We start from the raw sequence: 24,858 nt of genomic DNA, 5'->3' as shown, positions 1-24,858 counted from the left end.
CATGGACCAGGCAGCAGGGAGCACGCAGGACGCCAGGAGCGGCCTGCCCGTGTGCTACCGGCACCCGGACCGCGAGACAGGCGTGCGCTGCACCCGCTGTGAACGCCCCATCTGCCCCGAGTGCATGATCAGCGCGTCGGTCGGCTTCCAGTGCCACGACTGTGTGCGCGGCGGATCAGGCACCGGGCCCACCCCCGCCGCTTCCCGGCCGCGTACGGTCGCGGGGGGCACCCTGACGGCCGACCCGCGGCTGCTCACCAAGCTGCTGATCGGCATCAACCTCGCCGCCTACCTGGTCCAGCTGACGGTCGGCGACAGCTTCACCGACCGGTTCGAACTCGTCGGCCGGTTCTACTCCTACCACCTCGGCGGGCTGCAGGGTGTCACGGAGGGCCAGTACTACCGGCTGCTGACCGCGATGTTCCTGCACGGCGGGTACGCCCACATCCTGTTCAACATGCTCAGCCTGTGGTGGATCGGCGGCCCCCTGGAAGCCGCCCTCGGCCGCGCTCGCTATATCGCCCTCTACATCGTCTCCGGCCTGGCGGGCAGCGCCCTCACCTATCTGCTCGTCGAGCCCGGCCAGCCGTCCCTGGGCGCCTCCGGAGCGATCTTCGGCCTCTTCGGCGCCACCGCCGTGCTGATGCGCCGTCTGAACTACGACATGCGGCCGATCATGGCCCTTCTGGTGATCAACCTGATCATCACCTTCGAGGTCTCGAACATCGCCTGGCAGGCTCACATCGGCGGGCTCGTCGCGGGTGTCGTCACCGGGTACGCGATGGTGCATGCCCCACGCCACAGGCGGGCGCTGATTCAGTACGGGACCTGTGCGCTGGTGCTGGCCCTCACCGTCGTCCTCGTCCTGATCAGGACCGCTCAGCTCACCTGAACCGAACCGTTGTCCACAGAGTGTGGCGGATCTTGTGCACAGTGTGCGGACACAGCTGCGCCCCCTGTTGCTCGGATGTGTTTTCCCAGGTCAAACAGGGGGCGAACGGGCGTGCGGCGGCCGGTAGGGCAGTCACACCGGCGTCAACGCCCAGCGAGTTATCCACAGATGGTCGTTCTTTTTCCCCACCGTGTGGACAGCGGTTGTGGATAACTCAGGGGACAAGCCCTGGGCAGAGCTGTTCCGGAGCTGCTGCCCGCGCTACTTCCACTGCGTGGAGACACCGAACCCGGCGGCGATGAAGCCGAAACCGACCACGATGTTCCAGTTGTCCAGGGCGTCGATGGGCAGCGACCCGTCGGTCACGTAGAAGACGACGATCCAGGCCAGGCCGATGAGGAACATGGCCAGCATGACCGGCGCGACCCAGCCGCGACTGTCCAGCTTGATCGCCTGCGCCTGCTTCGCCGGCGGCGGCGTGTAGTCGGCCTTCTTGCGGATACGTGACTTCGGCACGAGGGTCTCTCCTGTCGATGCGCTGCGTGGCCGCGCAGGTAACTGGGTCGGGCTCGGGGCAGCGTACAAGGGGACAGCAAGGGCACGCTGAATCCTCCCCCGGGCGTCCGTTAGCGTAGTGCTTCCGCGGCGCCGAAGGAGATAAGGGTACGTTGAGCAATTCTGCCGACTCCCCCGGGACGGGATCAACGGGTTCCAGCCCCGCTCCCGGGCCCCGCTTCCGGCCCGTGCGGATCCTCACGGCCGCCGTCTTCGCGCTGGCGGGGCTCATCTTCTTCACCAGCTTCGACACGGCCAAGGGCACCGACATCCGCCGGGACGACTCCCTGCTGAAGCTGTCCGACCTGATCCAGCAGCGCAGCCGCAAGAACAAGGAGCTGGACGAGTCCAACGCGGCCCTGCGCGACAGCGTGGAGTCCCTGGCCAAGAGCGACGGCGGCAGCACCAGGGCCCAGGACGAGAAGCTCACCGGGCTGGAGAAGAGCGCGGGCACCCGGCCGCTCACCGGCCAGGCGATCACCGTCACCCTGAACGACGCCCCGCCGAACGCCACCGCCAAGCTCCCCGGCTACCCCGAGCCGCAGCCGGACTACCTGGTCATCCACCAGCAGGACCTGCAGGCCGTGGTGAACGCCCTCTGGCAGGGCGGCGCCAAGGGGATCAAGGTCATGGACCAGCGGCTGATCTCCACCAGCGCGGTGCGCTGCGTCGGCAACACCCTGATCCTCCAGGGCCGCGTGTACTCGCCGCCGTACAAGATCACCGCAGTCGGCGATCCGGGACGGCTCCAGCGGGCGCTCGCGGCGAGCAAGGCGATCCAGACCTACATGGTCTACGTGAACGTCTACGGCCTCGGCTGGAAGGTCACCGAGGACGGGACGGTGACTCTGCCGGGCTACTCGGGCACAGTGGATCTGCACTACGCCGAGCCCGCGAAGTAGGTGCCCCAGCCAGGCGCCGCCGGTGCGCGTCGCCGGGACGCGGCCGGGCGACGCGGTGGTGCCGACCGACGGGACGACCTGGCTCACGTACCGGATCGACAAAGGGTCGTACAAAACCGTCCCCACCGACGTCAACGTCATCGATGCTGGGCCACCTGGGTCCGGGTGCACGCGTCGGGGCCGGTGCCTCACGCTCAGACCACCTGCTCACCGCAGGGGGACACAGCCACCGGCTGATCGTCCGGGTGCACCGGACTCCGCACAGCCCGTGGAGTCAGGCGAACCGAGGGCTCTGCGCCGTTAGTCTGGTGCAGTGCGGCGGGAGTCAGGTGCCGTGGGGATACGGAAGGGACGGCATGTACGGCTGGATCTGGCGGCATCTGCCAGGGAACGTGTGGGTGAGGGCGCTGATCTCCCTCGCACTGGCCCTGGCCGTGATCTACGTCCTCTTCCAGTACGTCTTCCCCTGGGCTGAACCGCTGCTGCCCTTCAACGATGTGACGGTGGACAACCAGTGAGCGCGCGGATTCTCGTCGTCGACAACTACGACAGCTTCGTTTTCAATCTCGTGCAGTACCTGTACCAGCTGGGCGCCGAGTGCGAGGTCCTGCGCAACGACGAGGTGTCGACGGCACACGCCCAGGACGGCTTCGACGGTGTGCTGCTCTCGCCCGGTCCCGGGACGCCGGAGGAGGCGGGCGTGTGCGTGGACATGGTCCGCCACTGCGCCGCGACCGGGGTGCCGGTCTTCGGCGTGTGCCTCGGCATGCAGTCGATGCAGGTGGCGTACGGCGGGGTGGTGGACCGGGCGCCGGAGCTGCTGCACGGCAAGACCTCCCTGGTGGAGCACGAGGGCAAGGGCGTCTTCGCGGGCCTGCCCTCCCCCTTCACGGCGACCCGCTACCACTCCCTGGCCGCCGAGCCGGCGACGGTTCCGGCCGAGCTGGAGGTCACGGCCCGCACGCACGACGGCATCATCATGGGCCTGCGCCACCGTGAACTCCCCGTGGAGGGGGTGCAGTTCCATCCCGAGTCGGTGCTGACCGAGCACGGGCACCGGATGCTGGCCAACTGGCTGGTGGAGTGCGGCGACCAGGGTGCCGTGGCGAGATCGGCGGGGCTCGCCCCGGTGGTGGGCAGGGCCACGGCGTGACCGCGCTGCGCCCCGAGCGCGAGGACTTGTACGGCGAGCCGCCGTACGGTCCGTACGGCAGTGCGCCGTACGCGGGCGGGGCCATGGGCGCGGATCCGGGTACGGGCGACCCGCCGACGACACCACTGCCGGCCCTGGAGCTGCCGGACCCGGAGCCGCCGGGCCGGAAGCCGCCGGTGCAGAAGCCGTCGGCTCTGGACGACGAGACGATGGCGCTGCGGATCCCCGATCCGCCTCGGGCGGGCCTGGAGAGCCCATCCGTACGCGCCTCCGGGGCCTCTTCGGCCCGCGCTGCCGCTGGAACCACTCCGGGTGGCCGTGCGGCCCGCAGAAAGGCCGCCAAGCGGCGCGGCGGACGGCACGGCGCGGGCCGTGGGGCGGCGCCCGCACAGGAGGCGGACCCTCAGCGGGACCCGGAGCGGGACCCTCAGCGGGACCCGGAGCGGGACCCGGAGCGCCCGCTCAGCCGGGTGGAGGCGCGGCGGCAGGCGAGGTTGCGCAAGCCGAGCCCGGCGACCGTCGCGAGCCGGGTGATCGGCGAGGTGTTCATCACCACCGGCGTGCTGATGCTGCTGTTCGTCACCTACCAGCTGTGGTGGACGAACGTCCGGGCGCACGCGCAGGCCGGCAAGGAGACCCGCAGCCTCCAGCACGACTGGGCGAGCGGCAAGCGGGCGCCGGGGGTGTTCGAGCCGGGGCAGGGCTTCGCAATCCTGCACATCCCCAAGCTGGACGTGGTGGCGCCGATCGCCGAGGGAGTCAGCAACAAGAAGGTGCTCGACAAGGGCATGGTCGGACACTATGGCGAAAGCCCGCTGAAGACGGCGATGCCGTACGCCAGGACCGGTAACTTCGGACTGGCCGCGCACCGCAACACGCATGGTGAGCCCTTCCGCTACATCAACAGGCTCAGGCCGGGCGACGCGGTCGTGGTGGAGACGCAGGACACCTACTTCGTGTACAAGGTGACGTCGACGCTGCCGGTGACGCCGCCGTCCAACACCAGCGTGCTGGACCCGGTCCCGCCGCAGTCCGGCTTCACCGGGCCGGGCCGCTACATCACCCTGACGACCTGCACGCCGGAGTTCACCAGCAAGTACCGGCTGATCGTCTGGGGCAAGATGGTCGAGGAACGCCCGCGCAGCAAAGGCAAGCCGGACGAGCTGATCGATTAGTCGAGCAGGGGCAGAGGAAACTGTGACAGCGACCGCCGACGAGACCGAAGAGCACAGCGACGCGTCCGAGGAGGCACCGACCCCGGGCCGCCGGCGTTCCGGCCGGATCGCCCGGGTGGTCAGCGTCTTCGGGGAACTCCTCATCACGGTGGGCCTGGTGCTCGGCCTGTTCGTCGTCTACTCCCTGTGGTGGACGAACGTGATAGCGGACCGCAAGGCCGACCGGCAGGCGCACAGGGTCCGCGACCACTGGGCCCACGCCACCGACTCCGGCCCCGGCGCGCTCGACACCAAGGACGGCATCGGCTTCCTGCACGTGCCCGCGATGCGGAACGGCGCGGTCCTGGTCGAGAAGGGCACCGGCACCGACGTCCTGAACAACGGCGTCGCCGGCTACTACACGGACCCCGTGAAGGCGACCCTGCCCACGTCGGGCAAGGACGGCAACTTCGCCCTGGCCGCCCACCGGGACGGCCACGGCGCCAAGTTCCACAACATCGACAAGGTGAAGGAGGGCGACCCGGTCGTCTTCGAGACGAGGGACGACTGGTACGTCTACAAGGTCTTCGCGATCCTCCCCGAGACCTCGAAGTACGACGTCGACGTCCTCGCCTCGGTGCCCAAGGAGTCCGGCAGGAAGAAGCCGGGCCACTACATCACCCTGACGACTTGCACGCCCGTGTACACCTCCCGTTACCGGTATGCGGTGTGGGGCGAACTGGTCCGCGTGGAGAAGGTGGACAGCAAGCGGACCCCGCCGAGGGAGCTGCGAGGCTGACAGACGTCCTGCGAGCAGCTCTGTCGTCTACCACGGCGATGGCCCGAAGCCGCAACATCGACTTGCGACTTCGGGCCTCTTCGACGGAGCTATCGCAGCGCTTTGAGGCGGGCGCCTGCGCTCCACGCCTCCAATTCGTCACGGTTCACCGTGATGACGCCGCTCAGCTCGGCGACGGCTTGTGCCTCGGCGCTGAAGTTGCAGGTGGCGACGAACAGAGCCACGTCCATACGGTCTACGGTTCGTGCCGCGCCGGCAAACTTCTGCATGTCGGCGCTGGGGACGCTCCAGCGACCGCTCCGGTTCTTGCACTGCACGGCCACGGTACGTCCGTCGGCCGCACGCGCGGTCACGTCGATGCCCCGGTCGCTGCGGGCGGGTCGTACGACGACGTCAGTGCAGCCGTCGCGGCGGAGCAGATCGGCCACATGCCGTTCCAGCGCCTGCCAGGTCATGCTGCTGAGCGATGCCCTGACGGTGTCGGTCGGGACGTCTCCTTCGAGTGTGCTGAGGCGCCTGTGGTGCCAGCACAGCCTTTGCTCGACGTTCTCGATGTCCTGACGCAGCTCGACGAGTTCGCGGCGATGTTCGCTGGACGAAGCGATCAGGGCGTTGAACAGGGGCACGACGGTCTTGCCGAGGATCTGGCTGATGCGCTGATCGATGCGGTCGTCGAGGGAGGGGAGGTGTGCAGTGCCGAGGTTGTCCACAGGCTGTGTGCGCGCCAGGTACTCCATGTCGAGGAGGTACGTGCGCACCTGACGGGCGACCTCGCTGTCGCGGAGGAGCATGGCGACGTTGAGGACGGCTCGGCGGGAGTAGATGGTGAGGTTCCGGCGCGCCTGTGGATAACTGCCCAGCGAGAGTGACACGTTGTCACTCTCGAATTGTCGCAGGTCAGCGCCACGCAGTACCGCCATTCCGTTGGCTGCCAGTTCTTCGCGGTGGCGCTTGGTGAGCTGACGGTCAGCCTCGACGGTGACCTCGAAGTAGGCCGCCACCATCGCTGTCGTCACATGCATCCCGTCAGGGAGGAGCGACAGGGCCTTCACCCTGTCGAGCACGTCTGTGCGGTCGAGCACGCTGCTGCGCAGCGTCTTCGATTCCAGCAGCGCCGATTCGTTGATCACGTTCCGCCCCTCCGGTGCGTGGCTGTCCGGCCGGGGCAGAGCTGTGAGTACCCACCCCACCCGTTCAACGACGCGTGAAATGCGAAGACACGATCGACGGGGGCGCTGGAGTGCCACTGCCTCACACATCACCACCCTGACGTGACGAAGGGGTCCCTGCCGGAATCTTCCGGCAGGGACCCCTTCGTAGCGGTGCGTGGCGTCAGCCGTTGACACCGCCGAAGATGTTCGTGCCGCCCTGGTCGCCGCCGCTCTGGTCGACAGTGATCAGGGTGACGGTGTCCCCTGCGTTGACCGAGCTGCCCGGGGGCGGGTTGGAGCCCATCACCATGGCCTTGTCATCCTGGGGGCCCTGGACACTGACCTGGAGACCCTGGGCCTGCAGCATCTTCGTGGCGTCCTTGAGCGTGTGGCCCTGGACGGGTGGAACCGTCGTCGGGCCGCTGGTGTTTCCCTGAAGCTTGCCGACGCTCACCGCGATCGGCGTGTTCTTGGAGACCTGCTGGCCCCCGGCAGGATTGGTGCCCGTGACCTTGCCGTCCTGGTTGGGGTCGGTGACGGGTGCGTCGTTGCAGGTCGGCACCAGGCCCAGCTGCTGCAGCTCGGTCTTGGCCTCGTCGCACGACTTGCCGACGACGTCACTGGGGATCGTGACCTTCTCCTCCGGCTTGGCGACCGTGAGGGTGATCGTGGTGCCCTTCTCCTTCTGGACGCCGCCCGTCGGGTCCTGCGTGATGACGACGTCCGGTGTCTGGGTGGACACCTGGGTCTTCTTCTCGACCTGGAAGCCCTTGTCCTTCAGCAGGGCCTCGGCCTGGTCGTACTGCTGGCCCCGTACGTCCGGCACGAGGACCTTGGGCGCGCCCGTGGAGACGACCACGTGGACGACCGTGTTCTTGGCGACCTTCAGGCCCTGCTGCGGGTCCTGCGAGCACACGTTGCCCCTGGGCTGGTTCGCGCAGGCTTTCCGGGTGGGCTCGCCCAGCTGCAGGTCGGAGTTGACGGCCATCTTCTGGGCGGCGCTGTAGCTGTTGCCGACGAAGTTCGGCACCGGCACCTTGTCGTTGGCCGCGTCGTCCCCGCTGAACACCGACTTCCCGATGAGGATCGCGCCGACGAGCACCAGGAGGCCGGCGACGACCAGGAGGATCGTGGAGGTGTTGGACTTCTTCTGCTGCTGGCGGCGGCGGTCGGGGCGCTCGTCGTAGCCGTAGCCGCCGTCGTCCGGGTTCATCGGCGGGAGCATGGTGGTCGCGCCGGCGCCCTGGTCGGGGCGCAGGGCGGTCGTCGGCTGGTCGTCGGGGTAGCCGCCGTAGCCCACCGCACCCATCGCCGCCGTGGCCCCGACCGGCTGGCCGTCGAGGCAGGCCTCGATGTCGGCGCGCATCTCGTCGGCCGACTGGTAGCGGTAGTTCGGGTCCTTGACCAGTGCCTTGAGGACGATCGCGTCCATCTCGGGAGTGATCTCGGGGTCGAACACGCTCGGCGGCTGGGCCTCCTCGCGGACGTGCTGGTAGGCCACCGCCACCGGGGAGTCGCCCACGAAGGGCGGGCGGACGGTCAGCAGCTCGTAGAGCAGGCAGCCGGTCGAATAAAGGTCGGATCTCGCGTCGACCTGCTCGCCCTTGGCCTGCTCCGGCGAGAGGTACTGGGCCGTACCGATCACCGCGGCCGTCTGCGTCATGGTCATACCGGCGTCGCCCATGGCGCGGGCGATACCGAAGTCCATCACCTTGACCTGGCCGTTGCGGGTCAGCATGACGTTGGCCGGCTTGATGTCACGGTGGACGATGCCGTTGCGGTGGGCGTACTCCAGGCCCTGGAGGATGCCCACGGTCATCTCCATCGCCCGCTCGGGCAGCAGCTTGCGACCGGAGTGCAGCAGCTCACGCAGCGTGGAGCCGTCCACGTACTCCATCACGATGTACGGGATGGAGACCCCGTCGATGTAGTCCTCGCCCGTGTCGTAGACCGCGACGATCGCGGGATGGTTGAGCGAGGCGGCCGACTGGGCCTCCCGGCGGAACCGGGCCTGGAAGGACGGATCACGCGCGAGGTCCGCGCGCAGCGTCTTCACCGCCACGGTGCGGCCGAGCCGGATGTCATGCGCGAGGTAGACCTCCGCCATGCCACCACGGCCGAGCACCTGGCCCAGCTCGTACCGGCCGCCGAGGCGACGCGGCTCTTCCATAGCTACTACCAGCCCTCTCCGTCGGTCTCGGCCGTGCACCTCCGTGCACGGCCCAAGGCTGCCGTCCGGGCCTACCGTACCCGGCTCGTTCTGTATGACCTGGCCAAGCCCGTAACCCGATACAGGACCGGTATCGCAACGTGCAACGATGTGAAGGGGTGTGAGCGGCGTCACTCACCAGGGTCGGTTCCTCGGATGACCCGGGCCGGCGAGATCACTTCTTGGAGTTGATGACCGCCTCCATGACGCTCTTCGCGATCGGCGCGGCCAGGCCGCCGCCGGAGATGTCGTCACGGTTGGCGTTCTCGTCCTCGATCACCACGGCGACCGCGACCGGCGAGCTGTTGTCGGGGAGCTTGGCGTAGGAGATGAACCAGGCGTAGGGGTTCGCGCTGTTCGCGACGCCGTGCTGGGCGGTACCGGTCTTGCCGCCGACGGTCACTCCGCCGCCGATCTGCGCGTTCTTGCCAGTGCCTTCCTTGACGACCGTCTCCATCATCGACTGCAGGATCTGCGCGTTGCTGGAGGACAGCGGGCGGCTCAGCTCCTGCGGCTCGGTCTGCGTGACGGTGTCCAGGCTGGAGGACTGGAGCTTGTCGATCATGTACGGCTTCATCAGCTTGCCGTCGTTGGCGACCGCCGAGGCGACCATGGCCATCTGCAGTGGGGTGGCGGCGGTGTTGTACTGGCCGATCGAGGACAGTGCGGTCTGCGAGGAGTTCATGTCGTCGGAGAAGACCGACGCGTTGGCGCGGACCGGGGTGAACTGCTCGGCGTCGAAGCCGAACTTCTTCGCCTCCTCCAGCATCTTGTCGTTGCCGAGGTCGGCGCCGATCTTGCCGAAGACGGTGTTGCAGGAGTACTGCAGCGCGACCCGCATGGTCGCGTTCTCGCAGGGAATGTTGCCCTCGTTCTTCAGCTGGGTCCTGGTGCCCGGCATGGTCCACGGCAGGGGCGAGTCGGTCTTCTCGTCGGCCGAGGTGTACTTGCCGTTCTCCAGCGCTGCCGCCGCGGTGACCACCTTGAACGTGGAGCCCGGCGGGTAGGTCTCGCGCAGCGCCCGGTTCAGCATCGGGTCGGCGGGGTTGTACTTCTTCTGCAGCTTCTTCCACGCCTTGGCGTCGGCGTTGGTGTACCCGGCGAACGACGAGGGGTCGTACGACGGATAGGAGGCCAGCGCGAGGATCTTGCCGGTGGAGGGCTCCAGGGCGACCACGGCACCCTTGCCGCCCCGGGACTTCAGGCCCTCCCACGCGGCCTTCTGCGCCGCCGCGTTGAGGGTGGTGACGACGTTGCCGCCCTGCTGCTCCTTGCCCGTGATCATGTCGAGGGTCTTGCGGAAGAACAGCCGGTCGTCGTTGCCGGTGAGGATGCCGTCCTCGAGGGCCTCGAGCTGCGTGGCGCCGAAGGCCTGCGAGGCGTATCCGGTGACCGGTGCCCACATGGGGCCGTTCTTGTAGGTGCGCTTGTACTTGAGGTCGTTCAGGCCCTTGGTGCTGACTTCGCTGGACCCGGTGATGGGGTTGCCGTCGACGATGATGTCGCCGCGCGGTGTGGAGTAGCGGGCGATCGTGACGCGGCGGTTCTTCGGGTCGTCCTTGAGGCTGTCGGCCTTGACGTACTGGAGCCAGTTGTCGCGCAGCAGCAGGGTGAGGATCAGCAGCCCGCAGAAGATCGCGATCCGGCGCAGGGGCTTGTTCACGGGCGGACCACCTGGGTCATCTCGGCGTCGGGGTTGCCGGCGGGGGTGGGCGCCGGGCGGCGGGCGGTGTCGCTGATGCGGATCAGGATGCCGATGAGCGCCCAGTTCGCGATCACGGACGAACCGCCGTAGGCGAGGAACGGCATCGTCATACCGGTCAGGGGGATGAGCCCCATCACGCCGCCGGCGACGACGAACACCTGGAGGGCGAAGGCGCCGGACAGGCCGATGGCGAGCAGTTTGCCGAAGGGGTCGCGGGCGGCGAGGGCGGTGCGTACGCCGCGCTCCACGATCAGGCCGTAGATCAGCAGGATGGCCATGATGCCGGCCAGGCCCAGTTCCTCGCCGAAGGTGGCGAGGATGAAGTCGGAGTTGGCGGCGAACTTGATCAGCTCGGAGTGGCCCTGGCCCCAGCCGGAGCCGAGGGTGCCGCCGGAGCCGAACGCCCACAGGGCCTGCATGGCCTGCTCGGAGTGGCCGTCGACGCCCTGCTGGGAGAGCGTGTACTCCTTCATCGGGTCGAGCCACGCCTGGACGCGCATCTTCACGTGCGATTCGACCGAGGCCACGCCGACGGCGCCGACCGCGGACATCAGCAGACCGAAGACGATCCAGCTGGTCCGCTCGGTGGCGACGTACAGCATGATCACGAACATGCCGAAGAACAGCAGCGACGTACCGAGGTCGGTCTCGAAGACCAGGATGAGGATCGAGATCGCCCAGACGACGAGGATCGGCCCGAGGTCACGGCCGCGCGGCAGGTACAGGCCCATGAACCGGCGGCTGGCGAGGGCCAGCGCGTCGCGCTTCACCATCAGGTAGCCGGCGAAGAAGATCGCGAGCACGATCTTGGCGAACTCACCGGGCTGGATGGTGAAGCCGCCGACCGAGATCCAGATCTTGGCGCCGTAGACGTTGAGGCCGAGGCCCGGGACCAGCGGGAGGAGGAGCAGGAACAGCGCGGCCGCCATCGAGATGTAGGTGTAGCGCTGCAGCGTGCGGTGGTCCTTGAGGAAGAACAGCACGGCGACGAACAGGGCGATGCCCATGGCGGTGTACATGAGCTGGGTGGTCGCCTTGCCGCCCGCCACATGGATCTGCTGCAGTGCCTTGGACTGGTCGAGCCGCCAGATGGCGACCAGGCCGAGCCCGTTGAGCAGGGTGGCCAGCGGCAGCAGCAGCGGGTCGGCGTACGGCGCGAACTTCCGTACGACGACATGGGCGATGCCGGCCAGCAGGCCGAGGCCGAGGCCGTAGCTCAGCAGGCCCGCGGGCACCTTGTCGTCGATGGCCAGGCCCACGTTGGCGTAGGCGAACACCGGGATGGCCACGGCGAAGGCCAGTAGGGCCAGTTCGGTGTTGCGGCGGCTGGGCGCGCCGATGGCGCCGATCGTGGACGTGTGATGCGTCGGCGGGTTCGTAGTACTGCTCATCGTGTGACGGGGCCTCTCACGGCTTGCCTACTGCTTGCCGCACTGGTCGACGACCTTCTGCTCATCCTCGGAGAGGCTGGGACCGGGCTGGGCGGTCGCGGTCGCGGTCGGGGTCGGAGACTTCGAGGGGGACTTCGAGGACGGTGCCGACGCCGACGGGTTCGCGCTCGGCGACGCCTTGGACGTGAAGGCGGTACGAGTGGTTCCCGTGGTGCTTCCCGTCTTGGCCGGCATCCGTGAGGCGTTCCGCTCGGCGTCGGTGGCCTGGGCCTTGCGTTCCGCCTGCTTCCTGCACGCGGACGCCTGGATGGCCAGGGCGTCGATCTTCGCGCGGGCTTCCGTCAGGCCGCCCTCCGTGATCGTGTTCTTGACCTGCTTCTGCTGGTAGGCCGGCAGGTACTTGAGTTCGATCTCGGGGTGGTCCTTCTCCACCTTCGACAGCGACACCCAGGCCAGGTCCTGGCTGATGCCGCGGTACAGCGCCACGTGGCCGCCGTTGGCGCCGACGTAGTACTGCGTCTGCGTCCAGCGGTAGCCGCCGTACAGGCCGCCGCCGATCACGGCCAGCGCGAGCCCGCTGTACAGGGACCGCTTCAGCCACGTGCGGCTCTTGGCGGGCTTGGTGAAGTCCGCGTCGCCGTACTCGCCGAGGCCGCCGGCCGGGACGTAGCCGGTGGTGTCGCCGGAGCCGGGCGGGCCGAACTCTCCGCCGCCGCCCTGTCCGCGGCCCTGGCGGCCGAGGTGCGAGGCGCGGCCGGCCGGGGTCTGCATGATGCCGTTGTCATGCAGGTGGTGCGGGTTCTCGGCGACGGCGCCGACCACGACCGGGGTGTCGGACAGCTGTCCGGCGAGGGTGTCGCCGGTGTCCAGGTCGAGGACGTCGGCGACGATGACGGTGATGTTGTCGGGGCCGCCGCCGCGCAGCGCGAGCTGGATCAGCTCCTGCACGGTCTCCTGCGGGCCCTGGTAGCTGGCGAGGGTCTCCTCCATGGTCTGGTGGGAGACGACGCCGGACAGGCCGTCGGAGCAGATCAGGTAGCGGTCGCCGGCGCGGACCTCGCGGATCGACAGGTCGGGTTCGACGTGGTCGCCGCTGCCGAGGGCGCGCATGAGCAGGGAGCGCTGCGGGTGGGTGGTGGCCTCTTCCTCGGTGATGCGGCCCTCGTCGACCAGCCGCTGCACCCAGGTGTGGTCCTGGGTGATCTGGGTCAGTGCCCCGTCGCGCAGGAGGTACGCCCGCGAGTCGCCGACGTGCACGAGGCCGAGCCGCTGCCCGGTCCACAGCAGGGCGGTGAGCGTGGTGCCCATGCCCTCCAGCTGGGGGTCCTCCTCGACCATGGCGCGCAGCTGGTCGTTGGCGCGCTGCACTGCGACGCCGAGCGAGGTGAGGATGTCGGAGCCGGGCACGTCGTCGTCGAGCGTGACCAGCGTGGAGATCACCTCGGATGAGGCGACCTCGCCGGCCGCCTGGCCGCCCATGCCGTCGGCGATCGCGAGCAGGCGCGGACCGGCGTAACCGGAGTCCTCGTTGCCCTCCCGGATCATGCCCTTGTGCGATCCGGCGGCAAAGCGCAGTGACAGACTCATGCGCACCTCGCCCGTCGGCTCCGAATGCAGCCGGTCGTGTCGGGCCACACTGCCCACCCTCCGGTCGGGAGCGCGCCGGGGACCGGGGTGTGGTCCGCCGCTGCGTGCTCGCTCCGCTCGCTCATTGTCGTACTACTTCCGCAGCTCGATGACAGTCTTGCCGATGCGGATCGGCGCGCCCAGCGGGATCGGTGTGGGAGTCGTCAGCCGGGACCGGTCCAGGTACGTTCCGTTGGTGGAGCCGAGATCCTCGACGATCCACTGGCCGTCGCGGTCGGGGTAGATCCTGGCATGGCGGCTGGAGGCGTAGTCGTCGTCCAGCACGATCGTGGAGTCGTGCGCCCGGCCCAGGGTGATGGTCTGACCCGCGAGCGCCACGGTGGTGCCGGTGAGGGTGCCCTCGGTCACGACCAGCTTGGTGGGGGCGTTGCGGCGCTGCCGTCCGCCGCCCTGCTGGCCGCGCTGCTGCGGGGGCGCGGCCTGCTGCCGGGCCGCCTGCTGCCGGGTGCCCTGCTGCTGGCGTCCGGCGTCCCTACGCGATCCGCGCTGGGTGACGCGCGTACCGAACAGGTCGCTCCGGATGACCTGCACGGCCACGATCACGAACAGCCACAGTACGGCCAGGAAACCCAGCCGCATGACCGTGAGGGTCAGCTCTGACATTGCCCCCGCTTCACCCTTCGGCTTGCCTATAGATAACGGTGGTGCTGCCCACGACGATCCGCGAGCCGTCGCGGAGCGTAGCGCGGGTGGTGTGCTGCCCGTCCACCACGATGCCGTTGGTGGAGCCGAGATCCTGGATCGTCGAGGGCGTTCCGGTTCGGATCTCGCAGTGCCGGCGGGAGACGCCGGGGTCGTCGATCCGCACGTCGGCGTCGGTGCTGCGGCCCAGCACCAGCGTCGGGCGGGAGATCTGGTGGCGGGTGCCGTTGATCTCGATCCAGTAGCGGGTGCGCCCGCCGCTCGGGGGGGTGGCCGGGGGCCGCTGGCCGGCGGGCTGCGGGTAGCCGTAGCCGCCGGGGCGGGCGCCGGGCGGTGGCGCGGAGGGCATCGGGGGGACACCGGCGGGGGCGGGCGGGTAGCCGTGGCCGCCGGGAGCGCCGTGGCCGGGCCGGCCGGGCGGGGCTGCGGGGGCCGGAGAGGCCTGCTGGCTGCTGGAGGAGGCGAGTGTGCGGCTGCGGACCCGGTACAGGCCGGTGTCGAGGTCTTCGGCCTTCTCCAGGTTGACCTTGATCGGGCCCATGAAGGTGTAGCGCTGCTGCTTGGCGTAGTCGCGCACCATGCCGGCCAGCTCGTCGCCGAGCTGCCCGGAGTAGGGGCTGAGGCGCTCGTAGTCCGGCGCGCTCAGCTCCACGATGAAGTCATTGGGGACGACGGTGCGGTCCCGGTTCCAGATGGTGGCGTTGTTGTCGCACTCCCTCTGGAGCGCGCCGGCGATCTCCACGGGCTGGACCTCGGACTTGAAGACCTTCGCGAAGGTGCCGTTGACCAGGCCTTCGAGACGCTGCTCGAACTTCTTCAGGACTCCCATGGGGCACCTCCTCCGTCGCTGCCGCTCTGCCTTCTACTACCTGCTGCTCGCTGATCGTATCTACGCGCCCGGCGATCAGCCGGTTCCCCCAGCGCCTCCCCTGCGAACTCCTCCCCTTCCTGGCAAGGATCGTAAAGGCGGGCTGAGACCAGTGTCCCGCACCGGACGGCGGACCTGTCCCCCTCCGGGGGAGACGGCCGGGACCGGTACGAGGTTGATACGTGTGAACAAGGGCTCCTGACACGTGCGGGCTCGTGCGGGCACTCGTGCGGGCACTTGTGCGGGCTCGTGCCGGATCGTGCGGGTGGTCGGGCCGGGCTGGTGCGGGCGGGTGCGGGGGTGCCGGGTGGTGCGGGGGCCGGGAGGGAAGGGATGTGAATCCACCCCGTGCGACGTGCTAATGTTCTCGATGTCGGAAGGGGCCAGCCCGAAAGGGAAGGAACCGGAAGACACACCCAATGCGCGGGTGGCGGAATAGGCAGACGCGCTGGATTCAGGTTCCAGTGCCCGCAAGGGCGTGGGGGTTCAACTCCCCCCTCGCGCACACCGTAGGAACGGGCGGCATCGATCACGATGCCGCCCGTTCCTTCTTTCCGATCGGTGCGGACCCGTTTGTTCGTCGATCTTCGTCGATCTCCCCTTCATGTGACGAATGTCTCGCGGAGGGTTGCGGCCGGGTCGGGGCTCGGGGCTCGCTCAAGCCCCGAGAACGGCGCGCCTGTTACCTGTTACCTGGCTCTTCCGTTGGCCGTGCGGCGGTCCATGCGGCGTCGCCTGACGGACCCCAGGTACGTGATCAGAGACGCGGCTACGACCGAGACGGTGACACCGAGCATCAGCTGGTCGACGGTTGCCACCTTGGTCACCGCGTAGGCGATGCCAGCCAGCACCGCGCACGCCCCCAAGCCCCTGAGGGTGTTCATCTCTCTCCCTGATCTACTTCCACGCGGACACGCGGGTCACATACGACTTGATGATCGACGAAATGAGCCAATACATCCGGACCACCGTGTACACCAGCTCGGGTACCAGGACGGCTTCGACGAGCATCGCCTTCCAGCCGAGGTTCCGGACCCGGAGCGCGGGATAGACGATCCAGAACGCGAAGAGCGCCCAGAGCAGGGCCTGGTGGTGGAAGCCGTACTCAGCGAGCAGGATGAGCTGCCGGGAACCCCATCCCAGGATGTAGGCGAAGCCGATCAGCCCCATGGCGATGGTGGTGATGGAGTGCCAGGTGAACTTCGTCCAGCCGCGGCGGCGCAGGGTGTCCACGGTCCCGCGGCTCCACCGCTCGCGCTGCTGGATCAGCTCCCGCAGCGTGGGCATGAGGTCGGTGTAGGCGATGCAGAGCTGGTTGGCGGTCACCTTCCAGCCCGACTCCTTCAGGGCCAGCGTGGTCTCGTAGTCCTCGACCAGGTTCCTGTGGTCTTCCCAGAAGACCTCGCCCCGCCAGTCGATCAGGCCCTGCAGTGCCTCGGCCCGGTAGAAGGAGCCGGCCCCCGACATGGTGTGCACGTCCTGTCGGTACCGCGCGTTGGCGGCCCGGCCGTACTCGATGATCTGCATGCCGAGGAGGAACCGCTGCCAGGGATTGCGCCACAGGTCGGTGCGGCCGAGGCAGGCGGCGCTGACGCCGCCGAGTTCGGGGTCGGACGCGATGACGTTGCGGGCTCGCTCGATGAACCGCGGGTGCAGTTCCGTGTCGGCGTCCATGACGAGGACGTGCCGCACCCGGTTGTTCAACCGCCCGCCGACGGACTCCCTGAGCCAGCTGAGTCCGAAGTTGAGCGCGCCCGCCTTCTTGTGCGGGTTGTTGTCGAAGGTCAGGACGACGGTCAGCGGCGAGCGCTCGTCGTCGGCGAACCGGCGCGCGTATTCCTCGGTGCGGTCGGTCGAGTTGTTGACCACCACGACGATGAGATCCGGGCGCCGGGTCTGCGCCGCCAGGGACTCCAACGACGTGAGGACTCCGACCTCCTCGTTCCGGGCCGGAACGAGGACGACGGTCTCGTAGACGACATCGCTCTGCGGTTCGGCCTGCGAACCGCGGCCTCTTCGGTGTCTGCTGCGCGCTGCGCGCGGCGACTCGGCACGCGTACGGCGCGCCGTGGTGTCCACCACTGGTGATCCCCCCAAGGAATCATTCGCACAACGCCCCACCGCTGTGCGCACGGCATGAAAACGCCACCCGGAAAATACAGCACCCAGGCCGCGTCGGCCCATTGCAAGCCCGGCGGCAGGGCGCGGTCAGCGACGGCGTAATGGAACCGCAGGCGAACTCCATGCGTCCCGTTTGCACGACAAAGGCGCGACAATTCCGACAGTGCGCCCCATAGGGTGCCATCGGATGACCCCTAGGCAAGTGACGAAAAGCACACCGGCAGGGTTGAAACATGGGACGCCTCTGGAGCGTCTTACCGAGTTTGACTACGCTGCCTGCGGTGATCAGCCGCAGATACGAGAAGCAGCGGGCCTTCTCGGCCGCACGCCGCGGGGGCTTTTCGTGAGCCGCCGCCGCAACTCCGACTCTCCTCGACGCGCACGAAACGCAGCCGTGCTCGTGCTCCTCGTGTGCCTCCTCGTCGCGGGTGGCGTCGTGTTCCATTCTCTGTGGCGGTCCGGCGAGTCCGAAGCCCCTGTGCTCACGGTTCGGTATCGAACCGGTGCCCCGGCCACGACCACCGTGGCGAAGCCGTGGGTGGAAGTCATCAACAGCTCCGGTAGGCCCGTCGATCTGCGCGATGTGACGCTGCGGTACTACTACACGGCGGACGGCGGCTCCGCGTACGGCTCGAACTGCGTCCAGACCTCCCTCGGCTGCTCGTACATCACCCAGACGACAGACCGGGCGGGCCGTCCGGCCCCGCATGCCGACCACTACCTCCAGATCGGCTTCACCGCGGCTGCGGGCAGCCTTGCCCCCGGCAAGTCCAGCGAGGGCATCGGACTTCAGCTCTACCGCGTCGACCACAAGAGGCTGAACCAGTCGGACGACCGCTCGTTCAACGCCAAGGACACCACCTACACGCCGTCGAAGCTCGTGACCGCGTACCTCGACGGAGCCCTGGTCTGGGGGGAGGAACCGGACGGGGGTACCGCTGCTCCCGGGCCCGGCGCGGCCTCTTCCGCCTCCAGCGCGCACAGGCCGGCCGCGGCCACGACGCCCGCGGGCGTCCTCTTCGACGACTTCGACTACACGGGTGCCGACGACCCGGCGCTCTCTGCCCATGGCTGGGAGGTGCGCAGCGGCGAAGGCGGCCCGGGGATCAAGGACACCTGGTCGGCGAAGGGCGTCAGTTTCCCCGCCGGGGAGGACGGCCGTGCAGGTCAGGCCCTGCAGCTGCGGGCTGTCACGGACGGAACCGCGCAGGGCACCCGGCAGTCCGAGTTCCACCGCACCGGCCCGACCGTCTTGACCGGCACCCTCGTCGCCCGGGTGTACTTCAGCGACGGCCCGGCGAGCGGCAGCGACGGCGACCACGTCTCCCAGTCCTTCTTCACCATCTCCCCGGACCACGCGTCGTCGAAGTACAGCGAACTCGACTACGAGTACATGCCCAACGGCGGATGGGGAGTGCTGGGCCCCCGGCTCGACACGACGAGCTGGCGCAGCAGTGACCTCAGCAGCGTGGGGGACCGGGTCACCCGCTCCCGTACGCAGAAGCTCGGCGGCTGGCACACCATGGTGATCACCTCCGTGGACGGGGTGACCACCTACTCCATGGACGGCCAGAGGCTGTTCTCGAGCAGCGGCGGGTACTTCCCGCGCGAGCGCATGAGCATCAACTTCAGCGCGTGGTTCATCGACCTTCCGTTCAAGGGGGCGCCGCGCGCCTGGGACATGCGGGTCGACTGGCTCTACTACCGCTCCGGCAAGGCTCTGTCCGCGAAGGACGCCGAGAAGGCCGTGGCCGCCTACGCCGCCTCGGGGAGCCACTACGTCGACACGCTGCCCAAGTCCTGACGGCACCGTGGCCGCGGGCGCGGCCGGTGGTGTGCGTGAGGTGTGCGGGCACAGCGCGGCGTGGGTGCTCGTGCCGGGGTTTGTCCACAACGGCTGGGTTTTCCACAGGGTCTGACGTGATTCAGCCGTCCGCTGTACGGTCTGCACGAGTTGATGTTCGTGGCGCGGTTCGTGTCGAAGTTCGTGGCGGGATTCGTGCCACTGTTCGCGCGAGCGCATGTACGGGTTGCGGGGGAGGCGGTCGTGGTGACCGAAGCGGGTGCGGGAGCGGCTCGGCCGACGGGTCGGAGGCTGCCCCAGGTGCGCGGCTTTGCGCGGTGGCCGTCCCCGGGCACCCCGAAGGAGGAGGGCAAGGCGCTGCGGGCGAGCGTGCCGCGCTGCACGCACCGCACCTTCGACCTCGACGGCTCCCGCCCGGACGCGGTGAGCGCGGTCGAGGAGTCCAATGCCGGACGCATCCCTGAGCTGACCCCGATCCGGGTGGGGCGGATGGCCGCGACCCCGTTCGCCTTCCTGCGCGGCTCGGCCGGCCTCATGGCGTACGACCTCGCGCGCACCCCGACGACCAGGATCGGCACCCAGATATGCGGCGACGCCCACGCCGCCAACTTCGGCCTCTACGGCGACGCCCGCGGCGGCCTGGTCATCGACCTGAACGACTTCGACGAGACCGTGCACGGCCCCTGGGAGTGGGACCTGAAGCGGCTCGCGGCCTCTTTGGTGCTGGCCGGGCGTGAGGCGGGCGCAGACGAGGACACCTGCCGCGCGGCGGCGCAGGACGCGGCCGGCGCCTACCGCCGCACCATGCGGCTGCTCGCCAAGCTGCCCGCGCTGGACGCCTGGAACGCCATCGCGGACGAGGAACTGGTCTCGCACACCGACGCCCACGACCTGATCGGCACGCTGGAACGGGTCTCGGAGAAGGCGCGCGCCAACACCAGCGGCCGGTTCGCCGCGAAGTCGACCGAGGCCACCGAGGACGGCGGACGCCGGTTCGTGGACGCGCCCCCGGTCCTGCGCCGCGTCCCGGACGCCGAGGCAGCCGCAGTGGCCGCGTCCCTGGAGCAGTACGTCACGACGCTGTCCGAGGACCGCCTCCCGCTGCTTGCCCGGCATGCCGTGCACGATGTGGCCTTCCGCGTCGTCGGCACCGGCAGCGTGGGCACCCGCTCGTACGTGGTGCTGCTCCTCGATCACCGCGGACAGCCGCTGGTGCTCCAGGTGAAGGAGGCTCGCCCCTCGGCGCTCGTCCCGCATCTGGCCACGGCCGGCCTCCAGGCAGCACCGGTGGCCCACGAGGGCCGCCGGGTGGTCCTCGGCCAGCAGCGGATGCAGGTCGTCAGCGACATCCTGCTGGGCTGGACGACGGTCGACGGGCGGCCCTACCAGGTGCGTCAGTTCCGCAACCGCAAGGGCAGCGTCGACCCGGCCGCCCTCGCCGCCGACCAGATGGACGACTACGGCCGCATGACCGGCGCCCTGCTGGCCCGTGCCCACGCCCATGGCGCCGACCCGCGCCTCATCGCCGGCTATTGCGGAAAGAACGAGGAGCTGGACGAGGCGATAGCCGCCTTCGCCGTCACCTACGCCGACCGCACGGAGGCGGACCACGCCGAACTGGTCACGGGCATCCGGACGGGCCGGGTCGCGGCCGAGCTGGGGGTGTGACGGGCGACAGCCCGCAGCAGCCCCCGGAGGGGCGAGAGGCACTGCGCGACCAGCCACGACGAGGCCGCACCCGGCGAAGGCCCGCAGCGCTACGGCGAGACACCGCTCCCCGGTCCGAGCCCAGCGCAACGGCTACCCTGGGGCGCGTGACGACCCCGGAAGCCGAGCAGTCCCAGGCACCGCGGCCCGAGGAGCGGCTCGAACAAGCCGTACGGGCCGCCGAGCAGGCCTTGATCGAGTACGAGATCGCGGTGGAGACCTTCCGCGTCGAGGTCGAGAACTTCTCCCGGCTGCACGATCAGAAACTCGGCCCGCTCTACGCCCGCCTCGAGGAACTGGACGCACGGATCGCCGAGGCCCGGGCCGCCCGCAGCGGCGATCCCGAGGACCTCCGCCGTGCCGAGGAGGCCCGCGCCCGCGTCCAGCCCCTCCCCGGTGTCGAAGAACTCCTGCACGGCTGGATGGACGGCCACGGTCTGTTCCCGGAGGCCGCCGCGATGCTCACCGACCAGGCCGTACGGCCTCCGGAGCGGGTGCGTCCCAGCGAAGAGGCGCGCAAGCTCTACCGCGAGCTGGCCCGCAAGGTCCACCCCGACCTCGCGCAGGAGGAGAACGAACGGCAGCGGCGCGAGGAGTTCCTCATCCGCGTCAACGCCGCGTACGCCCGCGGCGACGAGACCCAGCTGACGGAGCTGGCAGAGGAATGGGCGGCGGGGCCCGTACCGCCCGAGCGTCTCCCGAGCCCCAGCGAGGAGCTGTACGACCGCCTCGAATGGCTCGCCCAGCGCAAGGAACTGCTCACCCTGGTCGCCCGCGAACTGGAGGAGGGTGCGATCGCCGCCATGCTCCGCCTCGCCCCGGACGATCCCGACGGCCTGCTGGACGAGATCGCGGGCAAACTGCACACCGACATCACCGAGCGGGAGACCGAGCTGGCGGGCCTGCTGGCGGGGGAGTGAACCACGCGATCCGTCGGGTAGCGTCGGAGGCATGAGTTTCGGAGCTGGTGTTCCCACGGTCGAGGTCACGGACCTCAAGGACGGCGACTTCCTGCTGGACGTCCGCGAGGACGACGAGTGGCAGGCGGGCCACGCCGCGGGGGCGCTGCACATCCCCATCAGCGAGTTCGTCGCCCGTTACGGCGAGCTGACCGAGGCCGCCCCACAGGACGGCCGCGTACACGTCATCTGCCGCTCCGGTGGTCGCTCGGCCCAGGTCACGATGTACCTGGTCCAGCAGGGCATCGACGCGGTGAACGTCGACGGCGGCATGCAGGTCTGGGCCGCCGCGGGCCGCCCGGTCGTCACCGACGACGGCCAGCAGGGCTTCGTCCTGTAGTGGGACAGGTCGTGGGTCCGCTGAGCGGATGCGCCGCCAGCAGGTCCCCCAGCGCCTCTGCGTGAGCGCCCGGCGGGCCGAGCGCCGGTTCCAGGTGCTCGGCCCAGGCGTGGTACCGGTGCAGGGCGTACTCCGTGTCCGCGCCGAACCCGGCGTGCAGCAGCCGAACTGCTCGCCGCTTCGCGGTGTACGCGCCGATCATCCCAAGCACCTGGTCATCCCAGGCACCCGCTCACCGAGCCCGAGTGCCGCCGCTGGCCGGCAGAGCGTCCAGGGCCATGGCCACCCCGCCGTGCGCATGCGGCACGAGCGTCAGCAACGGTCCCCCGGCCCGGCGTGCGCGGGTACGACGACCAACTCCTGTGTCGCACGCCCAGGGAACCTCCGTCTGCCCCCCCCGGTCGAGCATCCACAACCCGCCGCCGCGACGGGCGCCGACGGCGAGCGGGGCGGGCCGTGCCCGGTACGGCCCTGCGGGGCGACCGTCAGGACCGGATCAGCCTGTACGGCCGCCGCGCCCGCGCTGTGCTCCAGCGGCGGCGCCCGGGCGAGCACGCCAGTACTCGTCCTGGGAGATGCCGGTCGTGGACAGCTCACGGAACGCGTCGATGCGCGGAGCCACGTCGGTCAGGCGCTGGTGCCATCAGGCGTAAGCGAGAGCAGGCCCGGTGCGGGATGGTCCGCCCAGCCGTCGGCCAGAACGGTGTCGATGGCGTCGGCCGGCATGGCGATGCCGGCGTTGACGGCGAGGGTCGACAGGACTTCGGTGTCGGCGATCTCGGGGGTGTCGCGGATGACGTTGAGGACTTGTCAGGCGAGTCGTGTGAGGCCGAACGCCTTCAGCATGGCGTTCATCTGACAGGTGTTGGTCTGTGGCGCCCGGCAGGGCGGTGTCGGGGACCGACGTACGCCAGGGAGGGGCCTTGCCGGTGGAAGCCTGCGGGCGCAGCCGGTCCCGGGCGCAGCCGCAGGCGGAGGACGTCACTGAGGCGTGGGCGTGTGGGACAGGAGTGTGGGCCAGTCCTGGGCGACGGCCCAGTCGGTGAAGCTGTGCCAGTTGACTTCGGGGTAGTCGCGGCGTAGCCCGGTGACGTCGACGTCGAGGCCGGCGGTCGTGAAGTACTCGAACATGGCTGCCAGGTCGGCCGATCGAGTCCGGACGTAGGCGAGGGGTACTTCCTGGTGGGCGACCGGGAGACCGATGGCGGTCGCGAGGATCTCCGCCATCTGTCCGGGGGTGCGCTTGTCGGAGGCGATGTCGATGCGAAGTCCGGTGAACTCGTCATGGCGCTGGAGGGCCAGCGCGGCGAAGGCGCCGATGTCGGCGGCGGGGATGAGCGTGAGGGGGCGGTCGGCGGGCATGGGCCAGGCGAAGGTGCCGTCGCGCAGCCCGTCGAGAGTCCAGCCGCTGGTGTAGTTGTCCATGAACGCGGCCGGGGCGATCACCGTCCAGGGCACCCCGGCTGCGCGCAGGTGCTGCTCGATCAGGTGCTTGCTCTCGTAATGCGGGACGCCGGTGCCCCGGTCGGCGTGGGCGGCGGAGGTGAACACGATGTGCCGGATATCGACCTCTGCTGCGGCATCGACGAGGGTCGTGCCCTGCCGGACTTCGGTGGCAGTGTCGGTGCCGAACGGGGTGGTGACCGCGAAGAGTGAGTCCGCTCCGGTGAGGGCGGCCTCCAGCGAAGGGCGGTCGTCGAAGTCGGCGTGGCGTACTTGGGCGCCGAGGCTGCGCAGGGCGTCGGCGGCGGGTGAGTCGGGCCGGTGGGTCAGCGCACGCACCTGGTGGCCAGCTGCCAGCAGGGCGCGGGTGGTGGCCCCTCCTTGGGCTCCGGTGGCTCCGGTGACGGCAACGGTGAGCATGGTTCCCCCATGAGTATTATCGCTGTGTAGCGCATTAACTGCGTCACGCAGAAGACTAGGAGAAATTGCTGCGCCGTGCAGCAATTTGGAGTGTGATCCAGATGGCAGACACACGTCGGGCCCGGCTGTACGAGGAGTTGTCGAGGGAGTCCCGCCGCTACCTGGCGGCCTACGTGCTGTTCAACCAAGCCATCGCCGACCATCTCGGACTGCATCCGACCGACGTGCAGTGTCTGAGCCTGCTGACAGCAGAGCCCGGGCCGCTCACGGTCAAGCAGATCGCCGACATGACGGGCCTGACCACAGGATCGGCCACACGCCTGGTCGACCGGCTCGAACGTGGCGGCTACGTCCTCCGCACCCCCGACCCACAAGACCGCCGCCGTGTGCTGGTCAGTCCGGTGCCGGAGCGCATGGCCCGCGTCACCTCGGTGTGGGACGACCTCGGCCAGACGTGGCAGAGGCTCCTCGACGACCACACCGAGGACGAACTTGAGGTGATCACCCGGCACATGCGACGAGCACACGACCTCAGCCACACCCAGATGCGGCGTTTGCGGTCCCGGCCGAAAGCGGACTGAGTCCGCCGGGTTCGCGTAGCGGCCACACGTTCTGGTCATTCCGCCGCAGCGCCGGCTCCCGTTCGGGCGGCCGATCCGCGCCGCGGGGCCGGTGTCGAGAAGGTGGCAACGAGGAGGACAGGTGCGGCCACTGGGCCCCATCGCCGCATTGCGTCGATCGCGCCGTCGCACGCTCGTTCAGGAGATGCTTCGCCGGAACACTTCCTGCCGGCTCAGCGCCCCGCTCGGCAGGAATGCGGACGTGCCTGACTGGCTCACGTGCATGAGGGGCCACCAGACAACTGTGAGGCAGGCGCGGAAACGGGGGCTTGCCCCTCACACGCCTCACGCTCTGGTCGGGCCGGACAACCTTGGCGGACTCACGCAGCACCAGGCACCACGCGATGGCGTCCAAACACCCCGGGCTGTACCCGGG

Annotated in this window: 22 protein-coding genes, 1 tRNA gene and 1 pseudogene; 13 read left to right on the top strand and 11 right to left on the bottom strand. The window is 69.3% G+C overall.

Translation table 11 applies throughout. The annotated features are described in order from the left end of the window. Position 1 precedes the first annotated feature (1 nt). A complete protein-coding gene (locus K7G59_RS10555; protein ID WP_225832635.1) occupies positions 2-892 on the top strand; it encodes a rhomboid family intramembrane serine protease in 891 nt (296 codons plus the stop codon). A 261-nt stretch (positions 893-1,153) separates the two neighbouring features. On the opposite strand, the gene crgA is transcribed toward K7G59_RS10555, so the two are convergent. Beyond that, positions 1,154-1,408 (bottom strand): cell division protein CrgA, encoded by a 255-nt coding sequence (gene crgA, locus K7G59_RS10550; RefSeq protein WP_225832633.1) that lies wholly within the window; start codon positions 1,406-1,408, stop codon positions 1,154-1,156. A 152-nt stretch (positions 1,409-1,560) separates the two neighbouring features. On the opposite strand from crgA, the gene K7G59_RS10545 reads away from it, so the two are divergent. From K7G59_RS10545 to K7G59_RS10520, 6 genes and pseudogenes are all read left to right on the top strand, one after another. Further along, the gene (locus K7G59_RS10545; protein WP_225832631.1) at positions 1,561-2,349 is read left to right on the top strand and encodes a DUF881 domain-containing protein; all 789 of its coding nucleotides are present in this window, start codon (positions 1,561-1,563) and stop codon (positions 2,347-2,349) included. A gap of 40 nt (positions 2,350-2,389) precedes the next feature. Then, positions 2,390-2,653: pseudogene (locus tag K7G59_RS10540) on the top strand (sortase domain-bontaining protein); the annotation flags it as partial. Between the two features lie 52 nt (positions 2,654-2,705). Further along, complete coding sequence (locus K7G59_RS10535) at positions 2,706-2,867, top strand: hypothetical protein (RefSeq protein WP_225832629.1); 162 nt, start codon at positions 2,706-2,708, stop codon at positions 2,865-2,867. Beyond that, entirely contained in the window at positions 2,864-3,502 is a 639-nt protein-coding gene (locus K7G59_RS10530) for an aminodeoxychorismate/anthranilate synthase component II (RefSeq protein WP_023548428.1), read from the top strand. Before K7G59_RS10535 ends, K7G59_RS10530 begins: the two co-directional genes overlap by 4 nt. Continuing rightward, on the top strand, positions 3,499-4,677 hold the full coding sequence (locus K7G59_RS10525) for a class E sortase (RefSeq protein ID WP_225832627.1): 1,179 nt from the start codon (positions 3,499-3,501) through the stop codon (positions 4,675-4,677). Before K7G59_RS10530 ends, K7G59_RS10525 begins: the two co-directional genes overlap by 4 nt. 22 nt (positions 4,678-4,699) lie before the next feature. Then, on the top strand, positions 4,700-5,455 hold the full coding sequence (locus tag K7G59_RS10520; protein ID WP_225832625.1) for a class E sortase: 756 nt from the start codon (positions 4,700-4,702) through the stop codon (positions 5,453-5,455). An 89-nt stretch (positions 5,456-5,544) separates the two neighbouring features. Here K7G59_RS10520 and K7G59_RS10515 read toward each other — a convergent pair whose 3' ends face one another. From K7G59_RS10515 to K7G59_RS10485, 7 genes are all read right to left on the bottom strand, one after another. Beyond that, entirely contained in the window at positions 5,545-6,585 is a 1,041-nt protein-coding gene (locus K7G59_RS10515; protein WP_225832623.1) for a restriction endonuclease, read from the bottom strand. Positions 6,586-6,787: 202 nt separating this feature from the next. Beyond that, positions 6,788-8,776: a Stk1 family PASTA domain-containing Ser/Thr kinase gene (gene pknB / locus K7G59_RS10510; protein WP_225832621.1), complete on the bottom strand. Its 1,989-nt coding sequence runs from the start codon at positions 8,774-8,776 to the stop codon at positions 6,788-6,790. A gap of 214 nt (positions 8,777-8,990) precedes the next feature. After that, a complete protein-coding gene (locus tag K7G59_RS10505; protein WP_225832619.1) occupies positions 8,991-10,478 on the bottom strand; it encodes a penicillin-binding protein 2 in 1,488 nt (495 codons plus the stop codon). Then, on the bottom strand, positions 10,475-11,911 hold the full coding sequence (locus K7G59_RS10500; RefSeq protein ID WP_225832617.1) for an FtsW/RodA/SpoVE family cell cycle protein: 1,437 nt from the start codon (positions 11,909-11,911) through the stop codon (positions 10,475-10,477). Before K7G59_RS10500 ends, K7G59_RS10505 begins: the two co-directional genes overlap by 4 nt. Positions 11,912-11,938: 27 nt before the next feature. Next, positions 11,939-13,498 carry a Stp1/IreP family PP2C-type Ser/Thr phosphatase gene (locus tag K7G59_RS10495; RefSeq protein ID WP_225832615.1) on the bottom strand — a complete coding sequence of 520 codons (1,560 nt, stop codon included), beginning with the start codon at positions 13,496-13,498 and terminating at the stop codon, positions 11,939-11,941. A gap of 132 nt (positions 13,499-13,630) precedes the next feature. Further along, on the bottom strand, positions 13,631-14,161 hold the full coding sequence (locus K7G59_RS10490; RefSeq protein WP_225832613.1) for an FHA domain-containing protein: 531 nt from the start codon (positions 14,159-14,161) through the stop codon (positions 13,631-13,633). A 10-nt stretch (positions 14,162-14,171) separates the two neighbouring features. Beyond that, positions 14,172-15,029 carry a DUF3662 and FHA domain-containing protein gene (locus K7G59_RS10485; RefSeq protein ID WP_225832611.1) on the bottom strand — a complete coding sequence of 286 codons (858 nt, stop codon included), beginning with the start codon at positions 15,027-15,029 and terminating at the stop codon, positions 14,172-14,174. Between the two features lie 460 nt (positions 15,030-15,489). On the opposite strand from K7G59_RS10485, the gene K7G59_RS10480 reads away from it, so the two are divergent. Continuing rightward, positions 15,490-15,573: transfer RNA gene (locus tag K7G59_RS10480), tRNA-Leu, on the top strand. Positions 15,574-15,757: 184 nt separating this feature from the next. Here K7G59_RS10480 and K7G59_RS10475 read toward each other — a convergent pair. Both K7G59_RS10475 and K7G59_RS10470 read right to left on the bottom strand, forming a co-directional pair. Next, positions 15,758-15,952 carry a hypothetical protein gene (locus K7G59_RS10475; protein ID WP_225832608.1) on the bottom strand — a complete coding sequence of 65 codons (195 nt, stop codon included), beginning with the start codon at positions 15,950-15,952 and terminating at the stop codon, positions 15,758-15,760. A gap of 13 nt (positions 15,953-15,965) precedes the next feature. Continuing rightward, on the bottom strand, positions 15,966-17,150 hold the full coding sequence (locus tag K7G59_RS10470) for a glycosyltransferase family 2 protein (protein WP_225832606.1): 1,185 nt from the start codon (positions 17,148-17,150) through the stop codon (positions 15,966-15,968). A gap of 382 nt (positions 17,151-17,532) precedes the next feature. Here K7G59_RS10470 and K7G59_RS10465 point away from each other — a divergent pair, with 382 nt between their 5' ends. The 4 genes from K7G59_RS10465 (at position 17,533) to K7G59_RS10450 (ending at position 21,999) form a co-directional block, all read left to right on the top strand. Beyond that, complete coding sequence (locus K7G59_RS10465; protein WP_308295017.1) at positions 17,533-18,993, top strand: cellulose binding domain-containing protein; 1,461 nt, start codon at positions 17,533-17,535, stop codon at positions 18,991-18,993. A 153-nt stretch (positions 18,994-19,146) separates the two neighbouring features. After that, positions 19,147-20,661: a DUF2252 domain-containing protein gene (locus K7G59_RS10460; protein WP_374114208.1), complete on the top strand. Its 1,515-nt coding sequence runs from the start codon at positions 19,147-19,149 to the stop codon at positions 20,659-20,661. Between the two features lie 146 nt (positions 20,662-20,807). Continuing rightward, on the top strand, positions 20,808-21,620 hold the full coding sequence (locus K7G59_RS10455) for a hypothetical protein (protein ID WP_225832600.1): 813 nt from the start codon (positions 20,808-20,810) through the stop codon (positions 21,618-21,620). A gap of 31 nt (positions 21,621-21,651) precedes the next feature. Continuing rightward, complete coding sequence (locus K7G59_RS10450) at positions 21,652-21,999, top strand: rhodanese-like domain-containing protein (RefSeq protein WP_225832598.1); 348 nt, start codon at positions 21,652-21,654, stop codon at positions 21,997-21,999. A gap of 981 nt (positions 22,000-22,980) precedes the next feature. Here the strand turns inward: K7G59_RS10450 and K7G59_RS10440 are convergent. After that, complete coding sequence (locus K7G59_RS10440) at positions 22,981-23,862, bottom strand: NmrA/HSCARG family protein (RefSeq protein ID WP_225832596.1); 882 nt, start codon at positions 23,860-23,862, stop codon at positions 22,981-22,983. Positions 23,863-23,963: 101 nt separating this feature from the next. On the opposite strand from K7G59_RS10440, the gene K7G59_RS10435 reads away from it, so the two are divergent. Next, the gene (locus tag K7G59_RS10435) at positions 23,964-24,443 is read left to right on the top strand and encodes a MarR family winged helix-turn-helix transcriptional regulator (protein WP_225832594.1); all 480 of its coding nucleotides are present in this window, start codon (positions 23,964-23,966) and stop codon (positions 24,441-24,443) included. The last annotated feature ends 415 nt before the right edge of the window (positions 24,444-24,858 follow it).

Source organism: Streptomyces sp. NK08204 (assembly GCF_020400585.1).
Classification (GTDB): domain Bacteria; phylum Actinomycetota; class Actinomycetes; order Streptomycetales; family Streptomycetaceae; genus Streptomyces.
The sequence above is the reverse complement of the archived record's forward strand: the minus strand, read 5'-3'. Positions and strand labels throughout refer to the sequence as shown.

Excerpts from the sequence above, each read along its gene's own strand:
- K7G59_RS10555 (WP_225832635.1), top strand. The coding sequence starts at position 2 with ATGGACCAGGCAGCAGGGAGCACGCAGGACGCCAGGAGCGGCCTGCCC.
- K7G59_RS10535 (WP_225832629.1), top strand. The coding sequence starts at position 2,706 with ATGTACGGCTGGATCTGGCGGCATCTGCCAGGGAACGTGTGGGTGAGG.
- pknB (WP_225832621.1), bottom strand. The coding sequence starts at position 8,776 with ATGGAAGAGCCGCGTCGCCTCGGCGGCCGGTACGAGCTGGGCCAGGTG.
- K7G59_RS10500 (WP_225832617.1), bottom strand. The coding sequence starts at position 11,911 with ATGAGCAGTACTACGAACCCGCCGACGCATCACACGTCCACGATCGGC.
- K7G59_RS10495 (WP_225832615.1), bottom strand. The coding sequence starts at position 13,498 with ATGAGTCTGTCACTGCGCTTTGCCGCCGGATCGCACAAGGGCATGATC.
- K7G59_RS10490 (WP_225832613.1), bottom strand. The coding sequence starts at position 14,161 with ATGTCAGAGCTGACCCTCACGGTCATGCGGCTGGGTTTCCTGGCCGTA.
- K7G59_RS10485 (WP_225832611.1), bottom strand. The coding sequence starts at position 15,029 with ATGGGAGTCCTGAAGAAGTTCGAGCAGCGTCTCGAAGGCCTGGTCAAC.
- K7G59_RS10475 (WP_225832608.1), bottom strand. The coding sequence starts at position 15,952 with ATGAACACCCTCAGGGGCTTGGGGGCGTGCGCGGTGCTGGCTGGCATC.
- K7G59_RS10460 (WP_374114208.1), top strand. The coding sequence starts at position 19,147 with ATGTTCGTGGCGCGGTTCGTGTCGAAGTTCGTGGCGGGATTCGTGCCA.
- K7G59_RS10450 (WP_225832598.1), top strand. The coding sequence starts at position 21,652 with ATGAGTTTCGGAGCTGGTGTTCCCACGGTCGAGGTCACGGACCTCAAG.
- K7G59_RS10440 (WP_225832596.1), bottom strand. The coding sequence starts at position 23,862 with ATGCTCACCGTTGCCGTCACCGGAGCCACCGGAGCCCAAGGAGGGGCC.
- K7G59_RS10435 (WP_225832594.1), top strand. The coding sequence starts at position 23,964 with ATGGCAGACACACGTCGGGCCCGGCTGTACGAGGAGTTGTCGAGGGAG.